Genomic DNA, 26,780 nt, shown 5'->3' on the forward strand with positions numbered 1-26,780 from the left:
CGGACGAAAAATTTCAAAGGCGATTGTGGACAGCCTCAGCTGTCAGAAACTATGCCGGCTTGAAGGGCGGGAGATGCGCACTATTTTTAACATGACATCCTCCCCTCTTCTGGACTATGACTTGGAAGGCCCTCTTAACCGGAGGCGCCTCCGTTTAAACTAGAGGTTTGTCGTCTTTCGTCAAGCCCCAATTGTCCCGGAGCAGAATTTTGGCATCGGCTGCCTCGAACACATCTTCGCCGAAGGCACCTAAAATGCGTGCGGATGCCCTGCGAAACCGGGATAAATTGCTCGAGGTGGCAGCCCTCGCCTTTGCGGAAAAAGGCGTCGAAACCTCGCTTGAAGATATCGCCCGGCAGGCAGGCGTCGGTATTGGCACGCTGTACCGCCATTTTCAGACGCGCGAACATCTCGTTGAGGCGGTTTACCGGCGCGAATTGTCAAGCCTGGCAGAAGCGGGGACAGAGCTTGCGACCACTCTTCCCGCCGATATGGCACTGGAGGAATGGATGCGCCGTTTCGTGGGCTATATCGCCACCAAACGCGGCATGGCCAATAGCTTGAAAATTCTTATGAATTCCAATTCTACCCTGTTTGCGGAGGGCTCCGGCCTGATCCGCGATGCGGTCGCCCGGCTGATGGCAAAGGCGCAGGAGCAGCAGCTTATTCGCGACGATATCGGTGAGGCTGACGTGCTGCATGCCCTCTCCAGCATCTATTCCATGCCCGACACCCCGGAATGGCGCGACCGTTCGCATCGGCTGATCGGATTGCTGATGGATGGATTGCGCCACAAAGGCCAATCCAAAAGCTGACAGCATAATTCCTTAAATCGGACTCGATTGAACGAGAAAATTATGCAGCAGATTGAGCGTGTTACAGCGCTGGGGACCGAAACCTGGAGGCTGAAATCAGCTTCCAGGCTCGATAGTCTCCCTACTGCTTGCCGGCTTTGTCCGACCAGGATGGCGGTGCGCCGACCATGGTTCCAACCATTCCGCCAATGCCAGGCGCCCGCCCAAAGGCTTCACAGGCGGCATTCTTGGGTGCACCGCCCAGTCCCGATTTCAGCTTTTGCCCTGATGGCAAGGACAGGTTGATGCCGGAGGGTTTCTGGCCTTTTTGCAGCATCTGCGAAAACTGGCCGGCAAAGGCTGAGGCTAGGCCATAGGCATCGCCGACTTCGGAGACGCGGGGCCCATTGGTTATCGAGTTTGCGCCCCTGGACCAGACGATTGCCGCGACTTGTGTTCCCTGCGGAGTAAGCGCTTCGGCTTCCACGGCAAGGCCGCCGAGACCGATCGGAAGACGGGGAATACCGACAGGCAAGACGGCGGATGTTCCAAGCGTTGTCACCTTGGAAACACCAGCGGCAAGCTTGCCGGTCGGAACGATGTCGGTAATCTCCGCCTGCACGGTCAAATCGGCTGGTTCGCCGGGACGCACCACGCGGAACCTGTCACTGAGATCGATGCACAATGCCCGATCCAGCGCGTTGGAAACCAGCCGGTCGCTGCCTGGTTCATGGAGCTTCGAGCGCGCCTGCGGCGATAATTTCGTTGGTGAAATGGCGATTGAACGGGCCATCAACAGCGTCTGTTCATCCAGAAAGACCCGCGATTTGCTGAGCTTGCCCTCGACCGGGCCCAGCTTGTCATAGGACTTGAGAGAACCCGATGTCGTCAAGGGAACCGAGCCGCAACCGGAAAGACCAAGACCGAATGCCAAGGGCAAAATCACCGAAAGGCGGGAGCGACCTGCACGTTTTGCCTCGCGACGGGCAAGGGCACACACAAGCACATATGTCATAAAATAAAGACCTTTTCTGTAAGCCTTGGCACCATATGTCGTGATCGATTCGCAAATCCAAAAAAGATGTCGAAGCCAGGGGCAATGGCCTTCTATAGAAATCGATTCAAGGCAATTTCGGGGTGTTCCGAGTGGCAACCGTGAATATCGTGATTTGAAATAAAAGTTATTAATTAAAACCATATTGACGCTTCGAAGAAGCCATACAAATCTCGAGCCGCAAACCATCACACACCTTATCGAGCGTGTGATGGATTTCGCAGTCTCTTAATGCCCATTCAGTTCAGGCCAAAGCCAATTCAGGGCAAGTTAGTTCAGGCATCCAGCATTTCGCGAACGGCGATGGCTAATTGCTTGAGGGAGAAGGGCTTTGGCAGGAATCCGAATTTGGCATCGGCAGGCAGATTTCGCGCAAAAGCATCCTCGGCGTAGCCAGAGACGAAGATGAACTTCATATCTGGATAGGTCTTGCGCAATTCCTTCAATAGCGACGGGCCGTCCATTTCCGGCATGACCACGTCGGAGACGACAATATCGACCTTGCCTTCCAGTTCTTCCATGATTTCCAGCGCTTCGACGCCGGAACAGGCCTCGTGGACCGTATAGCCCCTGGTTTCCAGCATGCGCTTGCCGCCGCGCCGCACGGCGTCCTCGTCCTCCACCAGCAGAACGACAGCGGATTTGCCCGTCAGATCGTCGGGCTCCTTGGAGTTTTCGGATTCGGACGCAGCCAGAACCCGGCCATTGCCCTGTGGGGCTTGCGCGCCCGGTGCAAGGGTCGCATCAATGACAACGGGCTCGACAATATGGCTCGGCAGGAAAATTCGGAATGTCGTGCCTTCGCCAACCTCCGATTCCAGATAGATATAGCCGCCGGACTGCTTGACGATGCCATAAACCATGGCAAGCCCTAGCCCGGTCCCCTTGCCGACATCCTTGGTGGTAAAGAAGGGCTCGAAGATCTTGTCGAGGATCTCAGGCGCGATACCGGTGCCCCTGTCGGCCACTTCGATCAGCACGAAATCTTCATGCGGCAGGCCGCGGTGATTATAGGCGGCCGCTTCGACACCGGTGACATTGCGGGTGCTGATGGTGATATTGCCACCTTGCGGCATGGCATCGCGGGCGTTGACGCAGAGATTGATCAGCACCTGTTCGAATTGAGAGAGATCCGCCTTGACCGGCCAGAGATCCCGTCCGTAATCCACATGCAGCTTGACATTGGTGCCTGAGATCAACCGGTCGACCAGCATGCGCAGGTCGCCGATCACATCGGTCAGGTTCAGCACTGTCGGGCGCATGGTCTGCTTGCGCGAAAAGGCCAGCAGTTGCCGCACCAGAACGGCGGCGCGATTGGCATTGCGCTTGATTTCCATCAGATCGGCAAAGCTAGAATCCGACGGCCGCGCCTGGAGCAGGAGATGGTCGGAAGACAGAAGAATGGCCGTCAGAACATTGTTGAAGTCGTGGGCGATGCCTCCGGCCAGCGTGCCAACGGCATTCATCTTCTGCGTTTGGGCCATCTGGGTTTCCAGGGCCTTCTGGTCGGTGACGTCAACCGCATAAACGATGGCCGCCTCTTCCGGCGCCTCGTCGCTCTGGTCGATGACCGCGTTCACGTAGAACCGGAAATGGCGCATGTCATCCAGGGGATGGCGCGAATCAATCGGTGCGATGTCCACCTGCCGGTCGCGCGCCTGCGACAGCGCCTCGGCGAATACCGGACGCTCATTATCATGCAGGACCGCATCCAGCCGGATCTTGCGGTCGATATCGTCGCGGGAAACGACATCCGAAAAGAATTTCAGGAACGGCGCGTTGGTGCGCAGGATGCGCCCCTGCCCGTCCACCGAGGCAATCGCCATCGGCGTATTGTTGAAAAACCGGGTAAAGCGCATGGAAGCCGAGGAATCCGAACGGTCCCCAGCAATGACTTCCTGACGGGCCAGCACGATCGTCCGGCTCTCCCCCGGCGCGCCATCGCGGGCCGAGCGGACCCTATGGACAAGGCGGGCGGGAAAACTGCGGCCGTCGGCCCGGCGCAGGTCGAGATCGAGCGTTGCGGTCTTCGACAGGCCTGGTTCGGCCTGTACCGATTGAATCAGCGCCATGCCCTCACCCGCAACAAGGTCCTTGAGGTAAATGGCGCCTGGCGAAAACTGCGTGAGATCGATGCCGAGCCATTCCGAAAGGGTGGCATTCAAATAAAAGATCTCGCCCTTGCGGCCTGCCGAGAAGAAGCCAGCCGGCGCGTGATCGAGGTAATCGATGGCGTTCTGCAATTCCTTGAAAAACCGCTCCTGGTCGTCGCGGTCGGCGGTAATGTCGGCAATCTGCCAGATCTGAAGGCCTTTATGCGGCCCCTTCTCCACCAGACGGCGAGCCCGCAACCGGTACCAATGGGCACCGGAACCATTGTCGGAAAACGGTCCGAGCGGTTTCAGCAGCCGGAACTCCTCCTGCCCGTCCCGGTCCTCGCGCAAGCCGTTGATCAGCCGGTAAAGCGCTTCGCCAGCCTCGCGGTGGCGGGATAGCAGCGCTTCCAGCGTCTGCACTTCCGTCGCCCGTCTTGCGCCGGTCATCCGGCCATAGGCGGCATTGGCATAGATAATGTGCCCACGCGGATCGGTGACCAGCGTTCCCTCACTCTGGCTGTCGAGGAAGGCGCGGCCAAGACCGTCCGACGGCGTCTGCGGCATGACTTCGATAAACCCGATGATCGCCGAGACCAGGAAGAAAATACCGACGATGGCCAGGACGCCCAGCACACCCAGCACGATCTGGTTGTCCAGCGAGTTTTTGAAGACCACGAATGCGGCAGCGGCAGCCAGCAGGACAAAGGCCAGGATGACGATGCGAAAGGCGGCCCCGCTACTCGGCCTGCGATCCACCAGCGGGCCTACGCTTTCGTCTGTCTGCTGCTGGTTTGTCATTCGGTCCTCATCTCGGCGTTCATTTGCCTTGTTATCCGGCGCCTTGTCACCCGGCACCTTATCCATCCGGTGCTTTGTCATCCGGCAGCATTGCCACCACGATAGCCGGTCTCGCACGGCCTGTCCCGTCGCCATTGCCGGGAATCACGGTTAGCAACATCTTTACCAACTTGAATGGGCAGCAAAAAGCGCAGCGAGGCCACCATTGCCAGCCATTCACAGCCAATCCCACACTCTCAGGCGCAATCTGGCACAGATCTTCGGCATCTTACCCCTTCACTTCGTGGGCAATCGCAATAAATAGGCAGGGAATAAATGCCGGAGCTTGCTTGGCCATGGTGCGATGCGCCATATAGAGCCGGTATAGCTTTGCCTCGTTTTTCAAAGGCAAAGTCGAAAATTGCGTTGAATGACCACCGATACTCGGACGGAGACAGCCACCATGATGGACGATATTCTCAACGCCTATGGCAGCCGCTTCCTGATTGCCGCTGGCGGGGTGTTTCTCGCCCTCGCCGTATTGGTCGTAATATTGTGGATTTTGAAAAACCGCGCGCCGTCGCCTTTCGTGCGCGGTGGACGTAATCGCCAACCACGCTTGCAAGTGCTGGATGCCGCCGCCGTGGATGCCCGTCGCCGGCTGGTGCTGATTCGCCGCGACAATATCGAGCATCTCATCCTGATCGGCGGCCCGACCGATATCGTGGTCGAAAGCGGCATTGGTGAGCCGAAGGCCTATCTGGCTGGAGAGCTTGCCGCCAACGAGGCACTTGCCAGAAACCAGGACCTCCTCAAGGCTCAGGAATTGGCAGCCCTTGCCTCGCGCCACGCAAAGGAAAACGAACCGGCGACACAAGCCGCCTTGCAAACCCCGCCATCACGGCTGGAAACCCAACCGATCCGGCAGGAGCCGCGTCCGCAACCAGCCTCCGCACCACCTCAGAAACCGACCGCAAGACCGGTTGCTGCGGCTGCGGCCCAGGACACTGTATCCGCTGCGGCCCAGGCCATGCCCGCACCGCCTGCCCCACAGCCCCTTGGGCAAAAGCCGGTGCAGGCCCCTGCCGCGCTAAAGCCCAAACCTGAAGACACTATTCAGCGTACACAGAGCGTCGAACGCCCGCCGCAACCGGTCGCCTCCCAGATTCAGCCAGAGCAGGTTCAACCAGCAAAGGCCCCAGTCGCTCAAACCCAGGCGGCAGCGCAGGCCGAGAGCCGGCCAGCAGCACCCGAACCTGTGACTGCGGCGGTGGCGCCGGAAATTCTCATGGCGTCGAATGTCAGAGCCGAGCCGAGGTCATCAGAGACCATCACCGCCGAGCCTGTCACCGCTGTCTCGTCGCAACCACCGTCAACGGCGCCAGCTGTCAATGCGCCATCGAGCGCGGCTCGGAACGAAGCATCGGCTGAAACCGCACCGGACATTGGCCCGCCCATGGCGGAGACCAAGTCCGCGGACGTGTCGATGCCAGTTTCCGAACCTCGTGTGGCACCCACAACATCCCCGCAGGAAGCCAGTCTGCTGCTGGATGCTGCCCGCGAACGGGTATTAAAGGCACGCGTCGAACCTTTTTCCGCAGATCGCTACAAGAGCCCTACCCCACCCGAAGAGATTGACCTGACACCTGAGCCGGTTGCCGGGAAAGCCCCGCAGGCAGCTTCCGAGCCGGACCTGGACACTCTGAAAAGTGAATTTGAAAAGATCCTCGACGGCGAAATCCTGACCCAACCGGCTGCGCGTCCGAAACCAACCGTTGAGCCACCGGTTGCCCGCGCCATTGCGCCGATGAGAACGCCGCCCGGTGCCAATCCGCAAGCCACAGTGACATCAGACCCCGCGCCGAAGGAAGGCAATTTGCAGGACGAAATCGCCCGGATTTTCGGTGAAATGGGCGCTCCGCGCAAAAATTAGAGTTCGCCTTAGGGAACAGGGAACCCAACTTCGCTGAAAAAACTGCATCTAATACGAAGAGTCATTGAAGATGATTCATCGTATTCCGTTTGCAAATATCTCAAGCCACTGATGCATTTGAGATATTTGCAATCCCTTCAAGGCGAGGATGCGTCAGCATGTCAGAGCCTTGGTATAAGGCAGTCGCCCGTCATCTGGCTGCATTGATGGAAACGATTCAATAACAATCGATTCCTTTGCCGTGTGCCTCATAGAAGGCATCGGCGTTCGGGCAAGCTCAGGTAGGGCTTTTTCTCAACTCGGCTATGATCTGGAAAATCTTCCACAGACCACCGAAACAGAAGAGGCTATTCTAACAAACAGCCGCATAGGCGGACATAATGGGTTTTTAACGCACCGTCTTACGCCACGGAATGCCTACGCCTTGGTCATGCATCTCAGCATAGCGCCGCACGCAGAACCGCTGCGCGCGTTTCCCTATGAAGGCTGGGCCTACTACTTCTGGTCTATTCGTCGCGATAGACTTTTTCGCGTCGCTCGTGGCGTTCCTGCGCTTCAATAGACAGGGTCGCGATCGGGCGGGCGTCGAGGCGCTTCAAGCCGATTGGCTCGCCGGTTTCCTCGCAATAGCCATAGGTGCCATCATCGATCCGTTGCAATGCAGCATCGATCTTGGAGATCAGCTTGCGCTGCCGGTCACGCGCCCGAAGCTCGATTGCGCGGTCGGTTTCCGAAGATGCACGGTCCGCCAGGTCAGGGTGATTGGCACTCTCTTCCGCGAGATGGCCAAGGGTTTCCCTTGCCTCACGCAGGATGTCGTTTTTCCAAGCGATCAACTTGGCGCGAAAATAAGCTCGCTGGTTCGCGTTCATGAACTCGTCGTCATCCGAGAGCACATAGTCGCTAAGATTGATCTTCTCACTCAACGCGATTCTCCTGAAGAACATCTCAATGGCGGACGTATATACTTTGAAAAGGTCGCATTCAAGCCTTACTCAAGGCTTTCCTTGATTTTTAAATCTGTCACAAAAATCAGCTAAAGGACTATTTTTTCATCGTTTTTCACCTGTGTGGCTCATTTGTCGCAGAACCTCTTGACAAAGGTTTACGCCCGGCGCGTCCAGCTGCGTCACCTCCCTCTTCCAGACGGTGCCGACCGCCCTGTTGACGCCGCATGAACGGGCGGGATAGGTAAGGCTTCGATCCAACGGACACCATCTGCATGACCGTCACCGTCTCCAAGCCTTTCCGGACCTATCTCATGCGGCATGCCGCTGCCGATTGGCCTGGAGCCGGGCAAAAGGATTTCGACAGACCCTTGAGCAATACGGGTTACGCCCATGCCGAGATGATAACCGATATGGCTGCCGACAAAGGTTACCGCCCCGATCTGGTGATCTGTTCGACCGCTGTCAGATGCCGCCAGACGGCGGATGCCGTGCGCCGCAGCATGTGCGCCGAGGATGCGGAAATCCGCTATGTCGATGCGCTTTATAACGGTGGCGCCGAGACCTATCTGGAAATCCTGCACTCCTCTTCCCCGCAGGGGTCGATCATGCTGATCGGCCATAATCCGGCAATCGAGGAATGTCTGCATGTGCTGATCGGCGAACAGGCTTTGGCCAGCACCATTCCGCAGGGCTACCCGGCGGGCGGGTTGGCGATTATCGACGCAGCAGACACCCTCAGCCGATGGCAGTTGGTAGATTTTCTTCAGCCCTGAGGGGTCGGCTACCAAAAGCGGATGTGGCAAAGGCGCACGTAGCAAAGGCGCGCAAGCGGTCATGACGCAATGGTCTTAGGCTTGAGCCTTCATCCGCTGGGCCTTCAATCCGCTGGCGCACACCCTATATGCAGGCAAACAACAGGACCATTGCCCAGTGCCGCCATCCATGACCAGCTTTACCGACGAGACCCGCATCGCGCTTGACAATCTTGCCGACCGGGCCTCGAACCTGCTGTATCCAACGATCCGTCTCGGGGTCACGGGCCTGTCGCGGGCTGGCAAAACCGTGTTCATCTCCTCGCTGGTCCATAATCTGCTGAATGGCGGTCGCCTGCCCTTGTTCGAGCCGCTGCAATCAGGCCGGATTTCCCGCGTCACATTGGAGCCGCAGCCGGATGATGCCGTGCCGCGCTTTCAATATGAAGACCATATTCGCGCCCTGGTCCGCGATCGGGTCTGGCCGGGCTCTACCCGGGCCATTTCAGAACTGCGACTGGTGGTGGAATATCAGAGCGCCAGCAGCTGGGGCCGGATATTTTCCTCCGGCAAGCTCGCCATCGATATCGTCGATTATCCGGGCGAATGGCTGCTGGATCTGCCGCTTCTCGCTCAGGATTATGAAACCTTCAGCCGCAACACCGTGGAACTGGCCCAGACCGGCATTCGCAAGGAATTGTCGGCGCGCTGGTTGGGATTGGCGAGCCGTGTCGATCCGGATGCGCCCGCCGATGAAACCACCGCCCGCCAATTGGCGGAGGCCTTTGCCGACTACTTGAAAGCCTGCAAGGCCGATGAGCGGTCGCTTTCAACGCTGCCGCCTGGCCGTTTCCTGATGCCGGGCGATCTTGATGGATCTCCGGCACTGACCTTCGCACCGTTGGCGTTGAAGCCCGACACCAAGATCGTCAGGGGTTCGCTGCGCGCCATGATGGAGCGCCGCTACGAATCCTATAAAAGCGTGGTGGTCAAACCGTTCTTCCGTGAACATTTCGCCCGTCTCGACCGCCAGATCGTGCTTGTCGACGCGCTCCAGGCCATCAATCGCGGTCCGGAAGCGGTGCAGGATCTGGAGCGGGCGCTGGCCGATGTGCTAACTTGCTTTCGCCCCGGCAGTTCCAGCTGGCTGCGGGGCTTGCTTGGACGGCGGATCGACAAGGTTCTGGTGGCCGCCACCAAGGCCGATCATTTGCATCATGAAAGCCATGAGCAATTGCAGGCCGTCACCAGACGGCTGGTGGATGGGGCGATCACCTCCATCGGCATGGCGGGCGCGGGCATTGAGGTGGTTGCCCTGGCCTCGGTGCGGGCAACGCGGGAAGCGACCGTCAAGCAGGATGGTCATCTGCTGCCAGTCGTTGTCGGCACGCCCATGCAGGGCGAAACGATCGGCAATGAGCGCTTCGATGGCAACCGCAAGACAGCGGTCTTTCCCGGCGATCTGCCGGATAATATCGAAAGCCTGTTTCAAACGCCAAAATCGGGAAAAGACACCGGGCCGGACCTCAACATTATAAGGTTTCGCCCGCCGGAACTGGACGAAACTGGCGGCGGCATCAAGCTGTCCATTCCGCACATCAGGCTCGACCGCGCCCTGCAATTTCTCCTCGGAGACCGTCTGGCATGAGCAAGACACCAGAAGAGCAACGCCCAATGCCACGCCGGCCTGCGGCCTTTTCGCTTGAGGAGCCATCCTCCTCCCCTGCCCGCCCGCCTTTTGTCGAGGCGCCCGAACCGCAAAGGCGCACGCCGAAAAGCTTCGATGCCAATGTGACGATCACGCCCGATGCTGAGGACCCGTTCCTGGCAGGCTTGAGCGAAGACGACGCCATCGTCCCGATTGCAAGGCCTGCCAAGCGCCGCTTTTCCTTCGGCAAGCTTGCCGGTGCCGCATTCGGCGCGCTTGCCTCCTTCGCCATCGGTCTCTGGATCGATGACCTGATCCGAGATCTTTTCACCCGCGCCGATTGGCTTGGTTACACCGCACTGACGTTGCTGGGCATCGGCCTATTGGCGCTGACTGTCGTGGTGATCCGGGAATTGGCGGGCATTTACCGGCTGAATGCCGTGCAGGCCATCAAACAGCGCGCCAGCGCACTTTCCTTGCAGGGAACAGCCAGCGAAGCGCGCAAACTGGTCAAGGAGGTCGAGGATCTGACCCAGCACCGGGCAGAAACCGCGCGGGGCCGGAGTGTGCTGAAAGCGGCTGAAAACGACATTATCGATGCACCGCATCTGATTGCCCTGGCCGAGCGGGAATTGCTGGCGCCTCTGGATGCCAAGGCGCGCAGCCTGATTATCAACGCCTCAAAGCGGGTGTCTGTGGTCACCGCCGTCAGCCCGCGCGCCCTTGTCGATCTTGCCTATGTGCTGTTTGAAGTGGTGCGCCTGGTGCGCGCCATGGCGGAACTTTACGGTGGTCGCCCCGGCTCCATCGGCATGTTGCGGCTGCTGCGCGATGTCTTTGCCCATCTGGCCGTGACCGGATCGATTGCCATTGGCGATGGCCTTGCCCAGCAAGTTCTGGGTCACGGCCTTGCCTCACGGCTTTCGGCACGGCTTGGCGAAGGGGTGATCAACGGACTGATGACAGCAAGAATCGGTATTGCCGCCATGGACCTCTGCCGCCCCTTGGAGTTCAAAGCGTTAAGACGTCCAGGCATTGGAGACTTTATGCCAGCGCTAAAACCGACCATCAATCCAGACACCAAGGCATTGTAAAAATTAAATATTCCGCAAGATACTCTTCAAGACATCTCTTATGGGATATCGAGCGTAAACTGCATCGAGACCGCGGCGACTAAGGAAATATTAACCATCTTGGCACTATAAATCAGCAACTAAGTGTTCGTCGATTACGCCAAGGAAAGCCGATGCCGCACCGTTTCTCTTTGCTACTCGGCAGTTTTGCCGTTGCCTGCGCCATTGCCCTTCCGGCAGGCGTTGCCGATGCTGCCCAGAAAGATCGCCAGTTTTTCGAATCTGTTTCCGGTGTCTGGAGCGGACCTGGCGAAATCGTCGCTGGAAAGTACAAGGGTACAAAATTCAACTGCAATTTGACGGGTGAACCTGTCGAGGGTGCCGAAGCTGGCATCAAGCTGGGTGGGACGTGCCGGGTCGGCGTGTTTTCCCAGCCGATGAATGCGGTGATTTCGATGAAGGGCGGCACCTATAGCGGCCAGTTCCTCGACGGCGCCGAAGGCAAGGGTCTCGACATCATCTCCGGCCAGGTGAATGGCGATAAGGTGGTGATGGGCATCAACCGCGCCAAGCTGAACGGCGCCATGGTCGCCAGCATCGAAGACGAAAAGGCCATGAACGTGACCATTTCCGTCAAGGTCGAAGACCGGATGATTCCTGTCATCGGTTTGCGGCTCAATCGCCAGGTTGACCAGGTCGCGGTCGGCTCGATCAAGAAGTAAATCGGCTTTGCCGGTATGCCATTGCTATCGCGGCAACAGTTTTCAAACCCGGCATCGAAAGATTCCCGGGTTTTTGCATTCAGCTCCTTTTCCACCAGAGCGGATCGGTATCGGCGACGACGATATCATGGGCATCCGCCTGCCCCAGCCAGTCGGCCACCGACCTGCCATCTACCACAAGGTCGCTGCCGATATCACAGAGCGGCTGAAGGACGAACGCCCGCTGCACCATGCGCGGATGCGGGATCGACAGGTGATCCTCCTCGATGGTTTGATCCCCATAGAGCAGAATATCGATATCGAGCGTGCGCGGACCCCAGCGCTCCCGACGCTCGCGTTTCATCACCCGCTCAAGCTCCAGACAGACCGAAAGCAGCGCGGATGGCGGCAACGTGGTGCGCACCAGTGCGCAGCTATTGAAGAAATCCGCCTGATCCAGCTTTCCCCAGGGCGGCGTGCGATAAAGCAGCGAGACCGCCAGCACCGTGCAATCCGGGCGCTCGTCCAGGGCTTTTAGTGCTGCTGCCATGGCCTGCGCCGGTTCGCCGATATTGCCACCCAGCCCGAGCGCTGCGATCACCGGGGCGCGCTTATCGGTGATGGTCAACGGAAACCTCGACATAATCGAGCATGCCGGTAATCGGCGCGCTCGGCTTGCGCACGGTGATCTTCGCCCGCAGGATCTGTTCGAACCGGTCACATAGCGATTTGGCGATATCAAGCGCCAAAGCCTCGATCAGGTAGCGGCGCTTGCCGGTGACGATTTCTTCGATGAGGTTGAAGGCTACGCCATAATCAACCGTTCCTGCCAGTTCATCGGTTTCCAGAGCCGAGGAAAACCGCAGCTCCAGTTCGGCATCGATGAAAAAACGCTGGCCCAGAAATTTCTCCTGCTCATGCAGGCCGTGCCGGGCGAAAAACCCGCAATTCTTCAGTGTGATTGTATAGGTCTCAGCCATCGATCCGTCCTTCCCGCAGCCGCGCCTGCGCGGCGGGCCCGTCATCGGGGGCCATGGTTAGCATTGCATCCGCCACTGCCAGGGCATCGCGATTTGTCCTTACATCATGTACTCTGAATATGGCAGCCCCCTGTAGTCTTAGCAGAACCGAGCTTGCCGCCGTTGCCACATCGCGCCCCGCCGCGTCGCGCCCGGTCAATGTGCCGAGGAAGCGCTTGCGCGATGTCCCCACCAACAGCGGATAGCCCAGATCCAGCAATTCATGACAGCGCGCCATCAGGCCGATATTGGCCTCCACGGTTTCCTTGGCAAAGCCGAATCCGGGATCGAGCACAATCGTCTCTGCTGCTACATCGGCATTACGGGCGATAGCAAGTGAGCTTTCGAAAAACAGCCGCTGATCGGCAATCGGATCGGCCAGAACATCGCGGCCCCGGCCGGTATGCATGATGCAGAGCCCTGCCCCGGCTGCGGCAGCCACATCGGCAATCTCCGGCTCGCGCTGCAAACCATGCACATCATTGACGATATGCGCACCGGCGGCCAGTGCCAGCCGCGCCGTCTCGGCCCGATAGGTATCCACGGAGATCAGCGCATCGGTGTCGCGCGCCAGGGCTTCGATGACCGGCAGGATGCGGTCCTGCTCCTGGGTGGCAGAGACGGCATCTGCCCCCGGCCTTGTCGATTCGCCACCGATATCGAGGATATCGGCGCCATCCTCGAGACATTGCAGCGCAAAGCGCAGGGCCTCATCACGGCTGGAATGGGCGCCACCATCCGAAAACGAATCCGGTGTGACATTGACGATCGCCATCAGGCGAGCCTGAGGCCCGAGCGTCAGGCTACGGCCATGCGCCAGATGCCATTGCTGATTTGAGATCTTCACGCGGTTTCCTCATGCCTTGCAGAAAAGACCGTTGCCGAGACGGCGCAGGGCGCCATATACAAGGCAACTAGATTGGCCGTAACACTTTATGCCACCTGCATAATTCCTTAAATCCGGTCGGGTTCGGGAATTTATGCGGCCTTTCCTTGAAACGGCTGAAATTCGCAGTGAAAATCACCTTGAAAAACAAGGGTTGTTCAGAATGGCTGGCACATCGGGTCGATGTCGGCGCTGTATGCCCCAAACCGGGATCAAGTTCAATGTCGTGGATACGTTCAATGGCCAAAAGAAAAGGCACTCTGGTTTGTGCCACGCTCGTCTCCCGCATGATTGTCTCTGGCATGGTACTCGTGGTCATCGGCACGGCAGGCATGGCACAGGCGGAAACCATTATCCGCAAATCGACCGTCTATTTCCCGATTGGCGGGCGAACAGCGACTGATCTCGACCAAGAACTGGAGCGCAAAGGCCCGCACACGGTCAGCACCGGAACCCGCCACCCGGGCGCGACACGCATCCGTTTTGGCGGCACCATGGACTATGTGCGTCATCAGGGCAGCTGCGCCATTAGCAATATCAAGGTGACGGTGTCGATCAAGGTGATTGTGCCGCGCTGGAAAAACCGTCATTCGGCCAATCCGCAACTCGGATTGATCTGGGATACGCTATCGGCCGATATCAATCGCCACGAATCCCGTCATGCCGAAATCGCGGTGCAGCACGCCCGCGACCTCGATCAAAAGTTAAAGGCTCTGCCCAGCGCCACCTCCTGCGAAGAACTACAGGAAGAAGTTTCGGTGTTGACGGATCAGGTCACGCAGGAACACGACGCCGACCAGTTGCGGTTCGACCGCATCGAAGCGGTTAATTTCAACGACCGGATCATGAGGCTGCTGAAATACCGCTACACGAAAACGCAAGCCCATCACGACTGATCGAGCCAACGTCTTTGATAGATTCCCTATGGAAAACGAGTGCTTTTCACAGGAGAAAACTGGATTGGTGGATTATCCCTGGCGCTCAGGCACATGCACGACAAGACCGTCCAGCGCCGGGCCGATCTTGATCTGACAGGAAAGCCTGGAATTGGGCCGCACATCAGTTGCGAAATCCAGCATGTCCTCTTCCATTGGCGCTGGACCGCCGGTCTTTTCCACCCAGGCTTCGTCGACATAGACATGACAGGTGGCACAGGCGCAGGCTCCGCCGCATTCGGCATCGATGCCGGGAACCGAATTGCGCACGGCGTTTTCCATCACGGTCGAGCCATCGGCGGCATCAAGGTCAAAGCGGGTGCCATCAAAGGCGACAATGGTCAACTGGGTCATGGGATCTATCCGGGGCTTGAAGAGCACGCCGCGCGCAACAGTCAGCACGTCGCGGCGATGAAGACAAAGACGACAATCTGGCCGGATGAACAAGGCCGCTGATATCAGCGGCCGGCGCAGCCGTCAGGCGCGCAGTCTTCTGACAAATCCACAGACCAGTCAACCGGGGCATAGCCACCTAAACCTTGACTGGCGCGGACACGGCGCCTTCGTTTCAGATACGGCAAAGCTTCAGAATGAAGTGCTCGGCTTCAACGACAGTTGCGGTAATCGCCGCAATCCGGGCTGCATCGGGGCCCTTGCCTTCGACTTCGGCAGCAGCATCTGCGACCTTGAACGCACCGACGGCGCTGGCCGCACCCTTCAGACGATGGGCAATGGCAACCGGATCAGCGGACGCATTGGCAAGCCCCTGCAGACAGCTGCGTGCCTGCTTTGCAAACATCTGCAAAACCTCGATTTCCAAGGCCTTGTCGCCCATGGTCTGCGTGGCAAGATGGACCAGATCGATCGGTCTGGCCTTGGACGGGCTCAGTCCGGATTGTACTTCTGGAGCTTCGAAAGCGATATTGACGGCAGCCATGACCCTTAAGATCCTTTTTGTTATGATACGGTTCTCATATTCAGGATGGTTGTCAATCGTGGGATTGGGGTTAAATTCGGGCCAGGCGCCTGCGGATATTTCTACTTATGGTTAATTTCCGTTAAAGGCCGTCAGATTATGTGTTTTCACGACTTGAGATCCTTTAAATTGTGTTAATAAGCCTGATATCTCTTTGGGATAAGCCGTGTCGTTAATTGTAACATTATCGGGAATGTGTCACTACGGAACGGGTAGAAAGGCAGATTACCTCAAGGCTTTGCTGCTAGTCCCTGTAGTGCTATGGATGACCATTGCAGCCCAGGGCATTATGCACAAATCCGGCGAGATCTGCCGAAATTCAGTCCGGATGGCCGGGAAAACCGGCCGAATGGGTGCGGGGACTGGATGATTAAGGTGTTAGCCGCGTTTGCCGGGCCTTATAAGCAATCCGGTCGGGCAATGCGGCCTGAGTAGGCGTAAGCGAGGCGTACCTATGGCGACCAAAAAGACAAGCGAGTCGATTGACGATAGCGCTTTCCAGGCCCTCGAGGCAGCCCTGAGGATCGACTTCGAGGAAGAAGACGATACGCCAGTGCGTAGCCCCGCGCCTGTAGCGGCGGAGGCAAAAGTGTCCGACACACCGAGACAGACCAAGCCTGCTCCACGGACATCCGCCCCGCAAGCGGATACGACAGCCAATGAAAAAGAACGGTTGCGGGCCGCCGCCCAGGCAAAAGCCGCCAAGGCCCCGAAACCTGCTTCCGCTACGCCCACCGATCCCGCGCCGAGATCCCCTTCCCTTGCGCCTGCCAACGATGCATCCCGCCGCAGTTCATCCGCTGTCTTGAAATCGCTTGACGGCGGATCGATGGGCGGCGCGCTGCGCAATGCCACCATCGTTTCGCTGCTCTGGGGCGCCGGCGGCCTGGCTCTGTCGCAATTGCTCTATGGCTCCCAGATCTGGAGCGGCGGCGTGGCCGCCATTTTTGCCAATCCGGGCATTATCGCCATTCTCGTCGGCACTATTTTGCCGATCTTCGTGTTCTTCTCCTTTGCCATCATGATGTCGCGGGCGCAGGACATGCGTAATGCCGCCCGCTCCATGGCAGAAGTCGCCTTGCGCCTGTCCGAGCCGGAAACCGTCGCCTCCGAGCGTATCATGTCGGTCGGCCAGGCCGTGCGCCGCGAAGTCTCGGCGATGAACGAGGGCATCGAGCGCACCATCGCCCGCGCTACCGAGCTGGAGACCCTGGTTCATTCCGAGGTAACAGCGCTGGAGCGCAGCTATACCGATAACGAGCTTCGGGTCCGCAGCCTGGTGCAGGAATTGTCGGCGGAACGCGACGCCATCGTCAACCATGCCGACCGCATCCGCTCTTCTATCGTCGGTGCCCATGACCAGTTGAAGGAAGACCTGTCGCTGGCGACAGAGGAAATCGGCATCCGCCTGGCGACATCCGGCGAGGCTTTTGCCTCGATGATCGATATGCGCGCAGCAACGATCATGGAGAAATCCAACACCGCCGCCACGACGCTCGGATCTCTGCTGACCGCCAAGACCGACGAAATGGTTCAGACGCTGGGCGCCGCCGGATTCTCGCTGTCCAGCGAATTCGACACCCGTTTGCAGGCCCTCACCGGCTCGATGTCCAGCCACGGCGAAGAAATCCTGCGCCAGTTCGAGACCCGCGCCTCGACGCTCGATGCCAATACCGAAAAGCTCAATGCGGCGCTGAACGACCGCGCCCGCCAGCTCAATGAAACTCTGGTCGCCCGCACCCGCGAAATCGCCCAGAGCTTCACCCATGGCGAAGCGTCGATCACCGGCAGCCTGGATAGCGCGCTGTCTCGCCTCAACGCCTCTCTTGAAGAAAAGTCTGTTTCCTTCCGCCAGAGCCTTCAAACCAATGCCGAAGATGCGCTTGTTGATATCGACATTCGCTCCGGGCTGTTTGAAGACCGGATGCAGGCGACGATTGGTCAGATCAACGCCACGTTCGACGACCGGATGACCGAATTCGCCACCGCTTTCGACCAGCGTGCCGGCACGCTTGACAGCAAGCTGAATGAAAGCCTGCTGCGCATCAACGAAACCATGGCGGGCGGCTCGGAAGCCATTGACGGGATGCTGACCACCTCGATCGACCGTCTCGGCAATACGATGACCGATCAGTCCTTTGCGCTGGCGGCAACCCTTGGCGGCAATCAGGAAGCCCTGACCGAAGCCCTTTCCAGCCATTCACGGGAACTGGCTGAGGCCCTAGAGCGCCGCCGCCGCGAACTGGACGAAACCATTTCCAACGCCCAGAACCGCATCGACCAGATCATGGCCGAGCGTGGCACAGCCTTGACCGAAGCCCTCAATACCAGCCAGACACGTTTTGACGAAACGCTGGGCAGCCGCTCTGAAGCCGTGATCAACCAGCTCACCGGCAGCCATGATCGCATTTCCAACCTGCTGCAAAACGCCTCTTCCGGCATTGTCGAAGCCGTCACCTCCTCCGAAAGCCGTCTGGCCGACACGCTGGACCGCAAGGCGCAGACGATCATAGAGGCCGCCGACGGTGCCGACGCCCGCATTGAGGCCGCGCTCAGCGACAAGGCCGATGCGATCCGCGCCGCCTATGAGACAAACCATGAGCGGTTGACCTCGGTTCTCGATGCTAAGGTCGAGCAACTCGAACAGACGGCCATTGCCGTCGATAGCCGCGTTGAGGCTGCTTTCGGCAACAAGGCAGATGCGATCCGTGCAGCCTACGAGGAAAGCGAAGCGCGCCTTACCCGGACGCTCGACGGTAAGGTCGACCAGATCACCGATGCGGCGACCGAAGCCGACATGCGCATTGAACTGGCGCTTGGTAACCGCATGGACACGATCCGCGCCGTCTACGAAGACAGCGAAAGCCGTTTGGCCAGCACAATCGATGCCAAGCTTGGCGCCCTGACCGAGACGCTCGGCAATGCCGATAATCGTATTGAACAGGCGTTCGGCACCAAGGCCGATCAGGTTCTCTCGGCCTATGAACAAAGCGAAGCACGCCTTGCCCGCACGCTCGATAGCAAGATCGAACAGATCAGCGATGCCGCATCCGAAGCCGACATGCGCATTGAACTGGCGCTTGGCAACCGCATGGACACGATCCGCGCCGTCTACGAAGACAGCGAAAGCCGTTTGGCCAGCACAATCGATACCAAGCTTGGCGCCCTGACTGAGACGCTCGGCAATGCCGATAGCCGTATTGAACAGGCGTTCGGCACCAAGGCCGATCAGGTTCTCTCGGCCTATGAGCAAAGCGAAGCACGCCTTGCCCGCACGCTCGACAGCAAGATCGAACAGATCAGCGACGCCGCCTCTGATGCCGACATGCGCATTGAACTGGCGCTCGGCAATCGCATGGACACGATCCGCGCTGTCTATGAGGAGAGCGAAACACGGCTGTCCGGCACAATCGATGCCAAGCTCGGCGCTCTGACCGAGACACTCGGCAATGCCGACAGCCGTATCGAGCAAGCCTTCGGCTCCAAGGCTGACCAGCTCCGCGCCGTCTATGAGGAGGGTCAGGCCCGTCTTGCACAGACCCTTGACAGCAAGGTCGAGCAACTCAGCGATGTGGCGGCAGAAGCCGATATGCGCATTGAGTTCGCCCTGGGCAGCAAGGCCGATTCGATCCGCTCGGTCTATGAAGACAGCGAAGCGAGACTGGCTGGAACCATTGATGCCAAGCTTGGCCAGTTGATCGAAACTGTCGGCTTTGCCGATAGCCGTGTCCAGCAGGCGCTTGGCGCCAAGGCCGACCAGATCCGTGAAGCCTATGAGGCAAATCACGGACGTCTGGCCGAAATGCTCGACAGCCGTATCAACCAGGTGATGGATACCGCCACGGAAGCCGATCTGCGCATGGCGCTCGCCTTCGGCAACAAGGCTGATGATATCAGGGCCGCCTATGAAGAAAACCAGGGCCGCCTTGAACAGTCACTGGAAGCCCATTCCAGCCGCTTGACGGAAACCCTTGGCCAATCCACAGACCGCGTCGAACAGGTCTTTGGCCGCTCGACCGACCGGGTTGAGCAGGTATTGGGATCTGGCGTCTCAAGGATCGAGAGCGACATTACCGGCAGCGTTTCTCAGCTGGAAACCACGTTCGAAAACAATCACAATCGCCTGCGCCAGACGCTGGACGAGCGTGGCAATGCCATCACCAATGCCCTGCAGAATGCACGCAGCGGATTGGAAGAAACCTTGAATGAACAGGGCATGGCTATCGGCGCATCGATTGCCGCCAGCGCTGGCATGCTGGAAATGTCGCTGGAAGAGCAGCAGGACAATCTGCGCGCCACCATCGACGCTTCAAGCCGTGATCTTCAGGACAGGCTGCGCGGTTCGGCTGGCGCCATTGCCGGAGAATTCGGTCAGGCTGCCCGCGAAATCAGCCGCACGGCGGAAGAGTTCTCCACACGGGTCGAAGGCTCGCTGGACGGCGTCGCCAACCGGTTGTCCGAAACCGGCGCCCGGATCGAGACCAGCCTCGGCAGTCTCGAACAGCGTATTCAGGGCAGCCTCGAAGGCGTCGACCTCAAGGTCAGCAATGCCGGTGACAATGTTGCCGCCAAACTCTCCGAAAAGGTTTCCGACCTGGAGCGCGTCACCATGGATGCCACCCAGCGGATCGAGCAAACGCTGGGCGACGCCACGCAGCGCGTCACGGATACCTTCGACAGCCGCACGTCTGTTATCGACGAGCGCCTGTCGACCATGGACCGCGCGCTGAATATCGGCTTGCAGAATGTGAACAACACGATCGAGGGCAAGGCCGCAGGTCTCGCCTCTTCATTGCGCGAGGCCGTTATCGGCGCCACCCGTGAGATCGACAGTGAGGCGCAGAAATCCGCCGAATTGCTGGGCCGGACCGGCCAGGAATTCTCCGAGACCATGAATGCCCGCAACGAGGAATTCACCCGTTCGGTTCGCGAACAGGCGGAAGACCTCACACGCCGGATCTCCGATACCCAGAACCGGCTCGCTGGCCAGGGCGCGCAGATCGCCCAAAGCTTCTCGGACGCTGGCGATGCCATCGTCAGCAAGGTTTCGGCGGCCGAAGCCACCATTACTGCCAAGGCGGGCGCCATCGCCGGCACGTTGACCGATGCCGAAAAGGCCCTGGAAGAACGCGCCACGGCGATCCGCGCCGCGCTGTCTGCAACGACCGGCGACATGACCGACGCCCTCGACAGCGTCGATAAGGCGCTGGACGCCCGTGGCAATGCCATCCGCACCACGTTGGACGAGCGCACCCGCGAGCTGAATTCGATGCTGTCAGGTCGCACGTCGGAATTGGCACGCCTGATCGAGGAAAAAGCCAAGCCGACTGTCGAGCAATACGCCCAGGTTGGCCGCGATGCCGTCGAACGGATCGCCCAGGCCGCCGACCAGAGCGCCCACAGCCTGCGCCAGGAAAACGCCAAGCTGGCCGATGCTCTGGCAGCCCGTGCCGCCGAAGCCGCTCGCCAGATGAATGCTGCGGAAAGCAGCCTGACATCCAGCGCTGGCGAAATGATCGACCGGATCAGCGAAACCAACCAGACGCTGCACGCCGTCGTTGAACAGGCAGCCCAGTCCATGGCCAATGCCGACCGCCAGTTTGGCGCGACGACAGATCGGCTGGCTGCGACCACAGACAAGGCCGCCGATGTCTTGGCGACCTCTGGCCGCTTGCTGGAAAGCAATCTGGAGCGGCTGTCGAATGTCTCCAACCAGGCCCTGTCTCAGGTGACGGGCATTGTCGGCCGGTTTGGCGAGCATGCGAAAGTGCTTGGTCAGGCGTCCGAATTGCTCGGAGCTGCGCAGTCCAACCTTGCGGGCACTCTCGAAGAGCGTCAGCAGGCCCTGCGCGACCTTTCCATCGGCATCGTCAAGCGGTCGGAAGAGATCGAGAATACCATGAAGTCGCTGGCCGGCATGGTCGATGGCGCCTTCAGCCAGGCTGAACAGCGCTCCAGCCAGGTGGCCGGAAACCTGCGTCAGGGGATTGAAACATCCTTTGCGGATATCGGCCAGATCCTCGGAGAGACCGAACAGAAAGCCAAGTCCGCGGCTGGTTCCATGCGTGATTCACTGCTCTCGGCTGGCGAAGACGCCACCCGCGCCATCGAGCGCACCTTGGGTGATGCGGAAAAGCGCTCCAGCGAACTGGCAAACCGCCTGCGCGGTGGCCTGTCGTCGTCGCTCGCTGATGTCGACCGCATCCTGGCAGAGGCCGGTCAGAAATCGGATGGCACGGCCAACCAGATGCGCGAAGCCGTGCGGTCGGCTGTCGAGGATGCGCTTGGCCGCTTCTCCGGCGCCACCGACGAGATCCGTCGTTCGGCCCAGGAAATCCGCCAGGAACTCGACCTGACCCGCACCGAACTGAAGCGTGGCGCCTTCGACCTGCCGGAAGAAGCCAAGGAAAGCGCCGGCGCCATGCGTCGTGCCGTTGCCGAGCAGATCAAGGCCTTGCAGGATATTTCACAACTGGTGGGCCGCAGCGCCCAGCAGCTGGAAATTTCTACACCAGCACCTCGCTCTGCCGCGCCTGCCCCTGCTGCTGTTCAGCCACAACCGGCTCGCCCAGCGCCGACGGTTCAGGCCCCGGCACCAGCGCCACAGCCCGCACCGGCTCCGGTCTCCGCGCCTGCCCGTCCGGCAATTTCGGCGGCACCAGTCCAGCAGGCTCCACGCCCTGCCGCCAGCCCGCTTGGCCTGCGTGGCAGCCTGCAAAGCGAACAGCCTGCCTCACCTGCTGGCGAAGGCTCCGGCGGCTGGATCAGCGACCTGTTGCGAGGCGCTTCGCGTGAGGAGCAGACGATCACCTCACCTGCCCGCGCCGCTCGCCCAGCTGGAGAAGCACCGCGCAGCAATGACAGCCGCAACCCGCGCCATATGGTCGAATCGCTGAATTCACTTTCGGTCGATATTGCCCGGGCTATCGATCACGATGCTTCAGTCGATCTATGGCGCCGCTACCAGCGCGGCGAACGCGACGTCTTCACCCGTCGCCTCTACACGCTGAAGGGTCAGCAGACCTTTGATGAGATCAAGCGTAAATACGACCGCGAGCCGGAATTCCGCACCGCTGTCGACCGTTATATCGCCGATTTCGAAAAGCTGTTGTCCGACGTGGCCCGCACCGACCGCGACAAGTCGATCACCCAGTCCTACCTGACCTCGGATACCGGCAAGGTTTATACCATGCTCGCGCATGCCGCAGGCCGGTTTAGCTGACAGCGATTGGACGCCAGAATATCAACAATGAACAAAACCCCGGAGCGCAACTCCGGGGTTTTGTATTTATAAAGTTCAATAATTTAGCGGCAGACCTTTTCATTCCTGCCGCATGATGGCCCCAATGACATTGACGACAAGACGTGCAGCGGTCAAAGCGGAGAGGTTATCGATGTCAGCGGGAGGATAGAGTTCGACAAGATCGAACCCGGCAATTCTGCCCCGCTTGCCTACACCCGCGATCAGGTCGATGACCTGGATGTAAGTAAGACCGCCAGGCGTCCGTGCCGTGACACCCGGCATGACCGAGGGATCAAGACCATCGCAATCGAGAGTAATGACGGTTTGTGCGCCCTCCGGGATGTGCTGGAGCACGGCTTCGATACCCCGAGCGTGAACTGTGCGAGAGGTTATTATGCGACTGCCATACTGCTGCGCCGCCTCAATTTCGGTAATACCTGCACTACCGACGCCGCGCATGCCGACCTGCACGATACCGGCGACATGCGGCATTTCACTGATCCGGCGCATCGGGCTCGAATAGCCATAGCGTTCGCCATCTATGTCGTCGCGCCAATCAATATGGGCATCGATTTGCAGGACCCAAACAGGTCCGTGCTGCGAAAAGCCTGAGACAAAGGGAATCGGGATGGAATCATCGCCGCCCAACACGACTGGAACAGCCGAAGATGCCAGGATCTCCCGTGTTTTCGCCTCGATTTTGGTTCTGTTGCCAAGATTATCGTGCATGATCGTCGAGATATTACCGACATCGATGCAGCAAGCCGGTTTGTTATCGAAAAGCAGACCCCCGAGATCGAAATCCCAATGGTCGATCAATCCCGCATCTTCCTGGCTGGCAACGCGGATAGCATCCGGAGCCAAGGCGTGACCGCCGCTATCCCGTCCTGCATAGGTGCTGCCGTGAGCAGCTCCGAAAATCACGATTTCGGGTTTGCGTCCCTCCGAGAGCCGCAACGGAAAGCCAAGAAAGGAAGGATTTGCGCTCATTTCCTAGATCCTGGTTCATTGCCCAAAGGAGCAGCCGTCGCGAGGATTTGCAGCATGGTCACGAAATGGCTTGTTCGAATGCCTTTGGGATTTTGTGAAGCGTCGACAACCTGCACGACGACCAAACGTTTTTGAGGGATAATTGCTATAGCCTGACCGCCATAGCCGGATGCCAGAGCCGCTCCTTCCCCGAATACGGCAGGGTTCAATGTCCACCACAGATAACCATAACCCATGCTTCCCCGATCGGTTTGGGAGTAAGGCTTTGTGGAATCCTTTACCCATGATCCGGGAATCACCTGCCTGCCGTTCCATCGACCGCCATCCAGATAAAGCTGACCAAAACGGGCGGCATCCCTGGCGCTGAGACTGACCGGGAAAGCAGGATGCTCCGACTGAGCAACATTTATATAATGGCCGTCACGCACCGAGAAATCCTCCATGCCGAGCGGCGCAGCAATGCGCTGCGCAAAGCTCTGGAAAATATCCTCGCCTGTCTGCTGGCGATAGATCGTGCCGAGGGCATTGAAATCCCAGTTGTTGTACCACCAGAACGAGCCCGGTGCATGGCTTCCACGTTCTGGCCGTTTGCTCCGCATCTCGTCGGTTTCGGAGGCCGCAGGATGATAAATTCCTGATCTCGCCATCAGCAAGTCACGGATAGTCGCTTGTTTTTCTGCCGCGGTAAGGGCGGGAGGCTTGTCATCAATCTTCAGATTTTCAAGTGTATTCTCGAGGTTTATGCGGCCCTCGGATACGGCTATTCCGTAGAGCGCACTCAACAAGCTCTTCCGGATCGACGCCACGTTCACCTTGCGCGAAACGTCACCCCAACGAGCAATCACCTTTCCATCCTGAACCACCATAACGGCGGTCGGCTTCAACCGAGTGGAATAATCCTGAGCGGCTTTCAGCCTGTCGACATTCCATCCAGCTACCCCCGGATCAATACTCTGCCAGGGCTGAGCATGGGCACTTCCCAGGGAGAGCGCCATGAACAGAGTCAGTGAAGCTTGGAAAAGTAAACGTTTGAGCATCCAGATCAGGTTCCGCACTTATCACGCAAATTCGATACGCATTCTGCTGCCAATGCTCGAATGCAGTACAGGATTTTGCGATGGAGCAATGACATTCTTCCGAACCGATTTTATCTTTTACGCCCTCGAAAAGCAAAACCCGCCTTGCGGCGGGTTTTGTTTGCATAGTCTTGATGATCTGAAGGCCTCAAACCAGCCGGCTCTGCTCCAGAGCCGCTTCCACGAAGCTCTTGAACAGCGGGTGCGGGTCCAGCGGGCGGGACTTGAGTTCCGGGTGATACTGCACGCCGACGAACCATGGGTGATCGGGGTATTCCACCGTTTCCGGCAGAAGGCCGTCAGGCGACATGCCTGCAAACACCAGACCGCAATCTTCCAGCCGTTGCTTGTAGTCCACATTCACTTCGTAGCGATGGCGGTGACGCTCGGAAATCTCGGTAGAGCCATAAATGTCGGCAATCCGCGAATCTTTCTTCAACGCAGCCTTATAGGCTCCGAGACGCATGGTGCCGCCAAGATTACCGGCAGCAGAACGCTTCTCAAGCTCATTGCCCTTCATCCATTCGGTCATCAGGCCGACGACCGGTTCCGACGTCTGACCAAATTCAGTCGAGGAGGCCTGTTCGATACCTGCCAGATGGCGGGCGGCTTCCACCACAGCCATCTGCATACCAAAGCAGATGCCGAAGTAAGGAACCTTGCGCTCACGCGCAAACTGCGCGGCCAGGATCTTGCCTTCCGACCCACGCTCGCCAAAGCCGCCGGGTACCAGAATGCCATGGACCTTTTCGAGGTAAGGAGCCGGGTCTTCCTTCTCGAACACCTCGGATTCGATCCACTCAAGCTTGACCTTCACCCGGTTGGCAATGCCGCCATGGTGAAGCGCTTCGATCAGCGACTTATAAGCATCCTTGAGGCCGGTATATTTGCCAACGATGGCAATGGTAACCTCGCCTTCCGGGGTGCGGATGCGGTTGGAAACCTCTTCCCAGGCATCGAGACGTGGCTTGGGAGCCGGTTCGATGCCAAAGGCAGCCAGGACTTCATTGTCCAGCCCTTCCTTGTGGTAGGCCATGGGCACGTCATAGATATTGGCAACATCCAGCGCCTGAATAACCGCCGACGGACGGACATTGCAAAACAGCGACAGCTTGCGACGTTCTGGTTCGGGAATTTCCCGATCCGCACGCACCAGCAGAATATCAGGATGAATACCGAGAGCCTGTAATTCCTTGACGGAATGCTGGGTTGGCTTGGTCTTCAACTCGCCAGCCGCTGGAATGTAAGGCATCAGCGTCAAATGCACATAGATCGCAGCGCCGCGCGGCAGCTCATTGCCCAACTGGCGAATGGCTTCCACGAAAGGCATGGCCTCGATGTCGCCCACTGTGCCGCCGATTTCGCAGATCACGAAATCATAGTCGCTATTGCCCTCAACGATGAAATCCTTGATCTCGTTGGTGACATGCGGAATGACCTGAACAGTTGCGCCGAGATAATCGCCGCGCCGTTCCTTGTCGATAATGTTCTTGTAGATCCGTCCGGTGGTGATGTTATCGGTCTTGGTGGCCGAGCGCCCCGTGAAGCGTTCGTAATGGCCGAGATCGAGATCCGTCTCGGCGCCGTCGTCGGTGACGAAGACTTCACCGTGCTGAGTCGGGCTCATGGTGCCCGGGTCAACGTTGAGATAGGGGTCCAGTTTGCGCAGCCGCACGCGATAACCACGTGCCTGTAACAAAGCCCCGAGTGCCGCAGCCGCTATTCCCTTACCAAGAGAGGAAACCACGCCGCCTGTGATGAATACATATCGCGCCATGGGCTTCACCGGATACCGTTTCGATTCTGATTCCGCCAGCGTTATTTTTACACCGGCGACAATACACACAAAGAAAAACCGGCGGACTGTTTAAGTCCGC

At 58.8% G+C, this 26,780-nt stretch carries 19 protein-coding genes; 8 read left to right on the forward strand and 11 right to left on the reverse strand.

Going from position 1 to position 26,780, the window contains the following annotated elements:
• Positions 1-254: 254 nt before the first annotated feature.
• Entirely contained in the window at positions 255-815 is a 561-nt protein-coding gene (locus V6582_RS19555) for a TetR/AcrR family transcriptional regulator (protein ID WP_156633390.1), read from the forward strand.
• A gap of 121 nt (positions 816-936) precedes the next feature.
• Here V6582_RS19555 and V6582_RS19560 read toward each other — a convergent pair whose 3' ends face one another.
• Entirely contained in the window at positions 937-1,809 is an 873-nt protein-coding gene (locus V6582_RS19560) for a DUF3313 domain-containing protein (protein ID WP_156633389.1), read from the reverse strand.
• Positions 1,810-2,123: 314 nt separating this feature from the next.
• Positions 2,124-4,742, reverse strand: coding sequence for a cell cycle histidine kinase CckA (gene cckA, locus V6582_RS19565; protein ID WP_156633388.1), 2,619 nt, complete (start codon positions 4,740-4,742; stop codon positions 2,124-2,126).
• A gap of 409 nt (positions 4,743-5,151) precedes the next feature.
• Between cckA and V6582_RS19570 the strand changes: the two genes are divergently transcribed.
• Entirely contained in the window at positions 5,152-6,654 is a 1,503-nt protein-coding gene (locus tag V6582_RS19570; RefSeq protein WP_156633387.1) for a flagellar biosynthetic protein FliO, read from the forward strand.
• Positions 6,655-7,160: 506 nt separating this feature from the next.
• On the opposite strand, the gene dksA is transcribed toward V6582_RS19570, so the two are convergent.
• A complete protein-coding gene (gene dksA, locus V6582_RS19575; RefSeq protein WP_041696655.1) occupies positions 7,161-7,580 on the reverse strand; it encodes an RNA polymerase-binding protein DksA in 420 nt (139 codons plus the stop codon).
• Between the two features lie 296 nt (positions 7,581-7,876).
• Between dksA and V6582_RS19580 the strand changes: the two genes are divergently transcribed.
• From V6582_RS19580 to V6582_RS19595, 4 genes are all read left to right on the forward strand, one after another.
• Entirely contained in the window at positions 7,877-8,377 is a 501-nt protein-coding gene (locus V6582_RS19580; RefSeq protein WP_156633386.1) for a SixA phosphatase family protein, read from the forward strand.
• Between the two features lie 157 nt (positions 8,378-8,534).
• A complete protein-coding gene (locus tag V6582_RS19585; RefSeq protein ID WP_337739342.1) occupies positions 8,535-10,004 on the forward strand; it encodes a YcjX family protein in 1,470 nt (489 codons plus the stop codon).
• A complete protein-coding gene (locus V6582_RS19590) occupies positions 10,001-11,098 on the forward strand; it encodes a YcjF family protein (protein WP_156633385.1) in 1,098 nt (365 codons plus the stop codon). Before V6582_RS19585 ends, V6582_RS19590 begins: the two co-directional genes overlap by 4 nt.
• 152 nt (positions 11,099-11,250) lie before the next feature.
• A complete protein-coding gene (locus V6582_RS19595; RefSeq protein WP_156633384.1) occupies positions 11,251-11,799 on the forward strand; it encodes a hypothetical protein in 549 nt (182 codons plus the stop codon).
• 79 nt (positions 11,800-11,878) lie between these two features.
• On the opposite strand, the gene folK is transcribed toward V6582_RS19595, so the two are convergent.
• The 3 genes from folK to folP are packed head-to-tail and all read right to left on the reverse strand — an operon-like array spanning position 11,879 to position 13,644.
• A complete protein-coding gene (folK, locus tag V6582_RS19600) occupies positions 11,879-12,406 on the reverse strand; it encodes a 2-amino-4-hydroxy-6-hydroxymethyldihydropteridine diphosphokinase (RefSeq protein WP_272950795.1) in 528 nt (175 codons plus the stop codon).
• Positions 12,390-12,758, reverse strand: a complete 369-nt coding sequence (gene folB / locus V6582_RS19605) for a dihydroneopterin aldolase (protein WP_156633382.1) — start codon at positions 12,756-12,758, stop codon at positions 12,390-12,392. Before folB ends, folK begins: the two co-directional genes overlap by 17 nt.
• Positions 12,751-13,644 (reverse strand): dihydropteroate synthase, encoded by an 894-nt coding sequence (folP, locus tag V6582_RS19610; RefSeq protein ID WP_337739341.1) that lies wholly within the window; start codon positions 13,642-13,644, stop codon positions 12,751-12,753. The genes folB and folP overlap by 8 nt, the downstream gene beginning before the upstream one ends.
• Before the next feature lie 278 nt (positions 13,645-13,922).
• On the opposite strand from folP, the gene V6582_RS19615 reads away from it, so the two are divergent.
• On the forward strand, positions 13,923-14,579 hold the full coding sequence (locus V6582_RS19615) for a DUF922 domain-containing Zn-dependent protease (protein WP_234889785.1): 657 nt from the start codon (positions 13,923-13,925) through the stop codon (positions 14,577-14,579).
• Positions 14,580-14,651: 72 nt separating this feature from the next.
• On the opposite strand, the gene V6582_RS19620 is transcribed toward V6582_RS19615, so the two are convergent.
• Together V6582_RS19620 and V6582_RS19625 are read right to left on the reverse strand one after the other, a co-directional pair.
• Entirely contained in the window at positions 14,652-14,972 is a 321-nt protein-coding gene (locus tag V6582_RS19620) for a 2Fe-2S iron-sulfur cluster-binding protein (RefSeq protein WP_156590582.1), read from the reverse strand.
• Positions 14,973-15,186: 214 nt separating this feature from the next.
• Complete coding sequence (locus V6582_RS19625) at positions 15,187-15,555, reverse strand: Hpt domain-containing protein (protein WP_156547752.1); 369 nt, start codon at positions 15,553-15,555, stop codon at positions 15,187-15,189.
• Positions 15,556-16,048: 493 nt separating this feature from the next.
• Between V6582_RS19625 and V6582_RS19630 the strand changes: the two genes are divergently transcribed.
• The gene (locus V6582_RS19630; RefSeq protein WP_156633377.1) at positions 16,049-22,816 is read left to right on the forward strand and encodes a hypothetical protein; all 6,768 of its coding nucleotides are present in this window, start codon (positions 16,049-16,051) and stop codon (positions 22,814-22,816) included.
• A 99-nt stretch (positions 22,817-22,915) separates the two neighbouring features.
• Here the strand turns inward: V6582_RS19630 and V6582_RS19635 are convergent, their stop codons facing one another.
• From V6582_RS19635 to V6582_RS19645, 3 genes are all read right to left on the reverse strand, one after another.
• On the reverse strand, positions 22,916-23,827 hold the full coding sequence (locus V6582_RS19635; protein WP_156633375.1) for an agmatinase: 912 nt from the start codon (positions 23,825-23,827) through the stop codon (positions 22,916-22,918).
• Positions 23,824-24,864 carry a serine hydrolase domain-containing protein gene (locus V6582_RS19640; RefSeq protein ID WP_234889784.1) on the reverse strand — a complete coding sequence of 347 codons (1,041 nt, stop codon included), beginning with the start codon at positions 24,862-24,864 and terminating at the stop codon, positions 23,824-23,826. Before V6582_RS19640 ends, V6582_RS19635 begins: the two co-directional genes overlap by 4 nt.
• A gap of 187 nt (positions 24,865-25,051) precedes the next feature.
• A complete protein-coding gene (locus V6582_RS19645) occupies positions 25,052-26,689 on the reverse strand; it encodes a CTP synthase (RefSeq protein ID WP_081341883.1) in 1,638 nt (545 codons plus the stop codon).
• Positions 26,690-26,780 lie beyond the last annotated feature (91 nt).

The sequence above is a fragment of the Agrobacterium vitis genome, assembly GCF_037039395.1.
Lineage (GTDB): Bacteria > Pseudomonadota > Alphaproteobacteria > Rhizobiales > Rhizobiaceae > Allorhizobium > Allorhizobium vitis_E.

What these genes read in the sequence shown, in the direction of transcription:
- V6582_RS19635 (WP_156633375.1), bottom strand. Translation starts at nt 23,827, where the DNA reads ATGAGCGCAAATCCTTCCTTTCTTGGCTTTCCGTTGCGGCTCTCGGAG.
- V6582_RS19555 (WP_156633390.1), top strand. Translation starts at nt 255, where the DNA reads ATGCGTGCGGATGCCCTGCGAAACCGGGATAAATTGCTCGAGGTGGCA.
- V6582_RS19560 (WP_156633389.1), bottom strand. Translation starts at nt 1,809, where the DNA reads ATGACATATGTGCTTGTGTGTGCCCTTGCCCGTCGCGAGGCAAAACGT.
- V6582_RS19590 (WP_156633385.1), top strand. Translation starts at nt 10,001, where the DNA reads ATGAGCAAGACACCAGAAGAGCAACGCCCAATGCCACGCCGGCCTGCG.
- V6582_RS19630 (WP_156633377.1), top strand. Translation starts at nt 16,049, where the DNA reads ATGGCGACCAAAAAGACAAGCGAGTCGATTGACGATAGCGCTTTCCAG.
- V6582_RS19570 (WP_156633387.1), top strand. Translation starts at nt 5,152, where the DNA reads ATGACCACCGATACTCGGACGGAGACAGCCACCATGATGGACGATATT.
- folB (WP_156633382.1), bottom strand. Translation starts at nt 12,758, where the DNA reads ATGGCTGAGACCTATACAATCACACTGAAGAATTGCGGGTTTTTCGCC.
- cckA (WP_156633388.1), bottom strand. Translation starts at nt 4,742, where the DNA reads ATGACAAACCAGCAGCAGACAGACGAAAGCGTAGGCCCGCTGGTGGAT.
- V6582_RS19620 (WP_156590582.1), bottom strand. Translation starts at nt 14,972, where the DNA reads ATGACCCAGTTGACCATTGTCGCCTTTGATGGCACCCGCTTTGACCTT.
- V6582_RS19640 (WP_234889784.1), bottom strand. Translation starts at nt 24,864, where the DNA reads ATGCTCAAACGTTTACTTTTCCAAGCTTCACTGACTCTGTTCATGGCG.
- V6582_RS19595 (WP_156633384.1), top strand. Translation starts at nt 11,251, where the DNA reads ATGCCGCACCGTTTCTCTTTGCTACTCGGCAGTTTTGCCGTTGCCTGC.
- V6582_RS19615 (WP_234889785.1), top strand. Translation starts at nt 13,923, where the DNA reads ATGGCCAAAAGAAAAGGCACTCTGGTTTGTGCCACGCTCGTCTCCCGC.
- V6582_RS19580 (WP_156633386.1), top strand. Translation starts at nt 7,877, where the DNA reads ATGACCGTCACCGTCTCCAAGCCTTTCCGGACCTATCTCATGCGGCAT.
- V6582_RS19625 (WP_156547752.1), bottom strand. Translation starts at nt 15,555, where the DNA reads ATGGCTGCCGTCAATATCGCTTTCGAAGCTCCAGAAGTACAATCCGGA.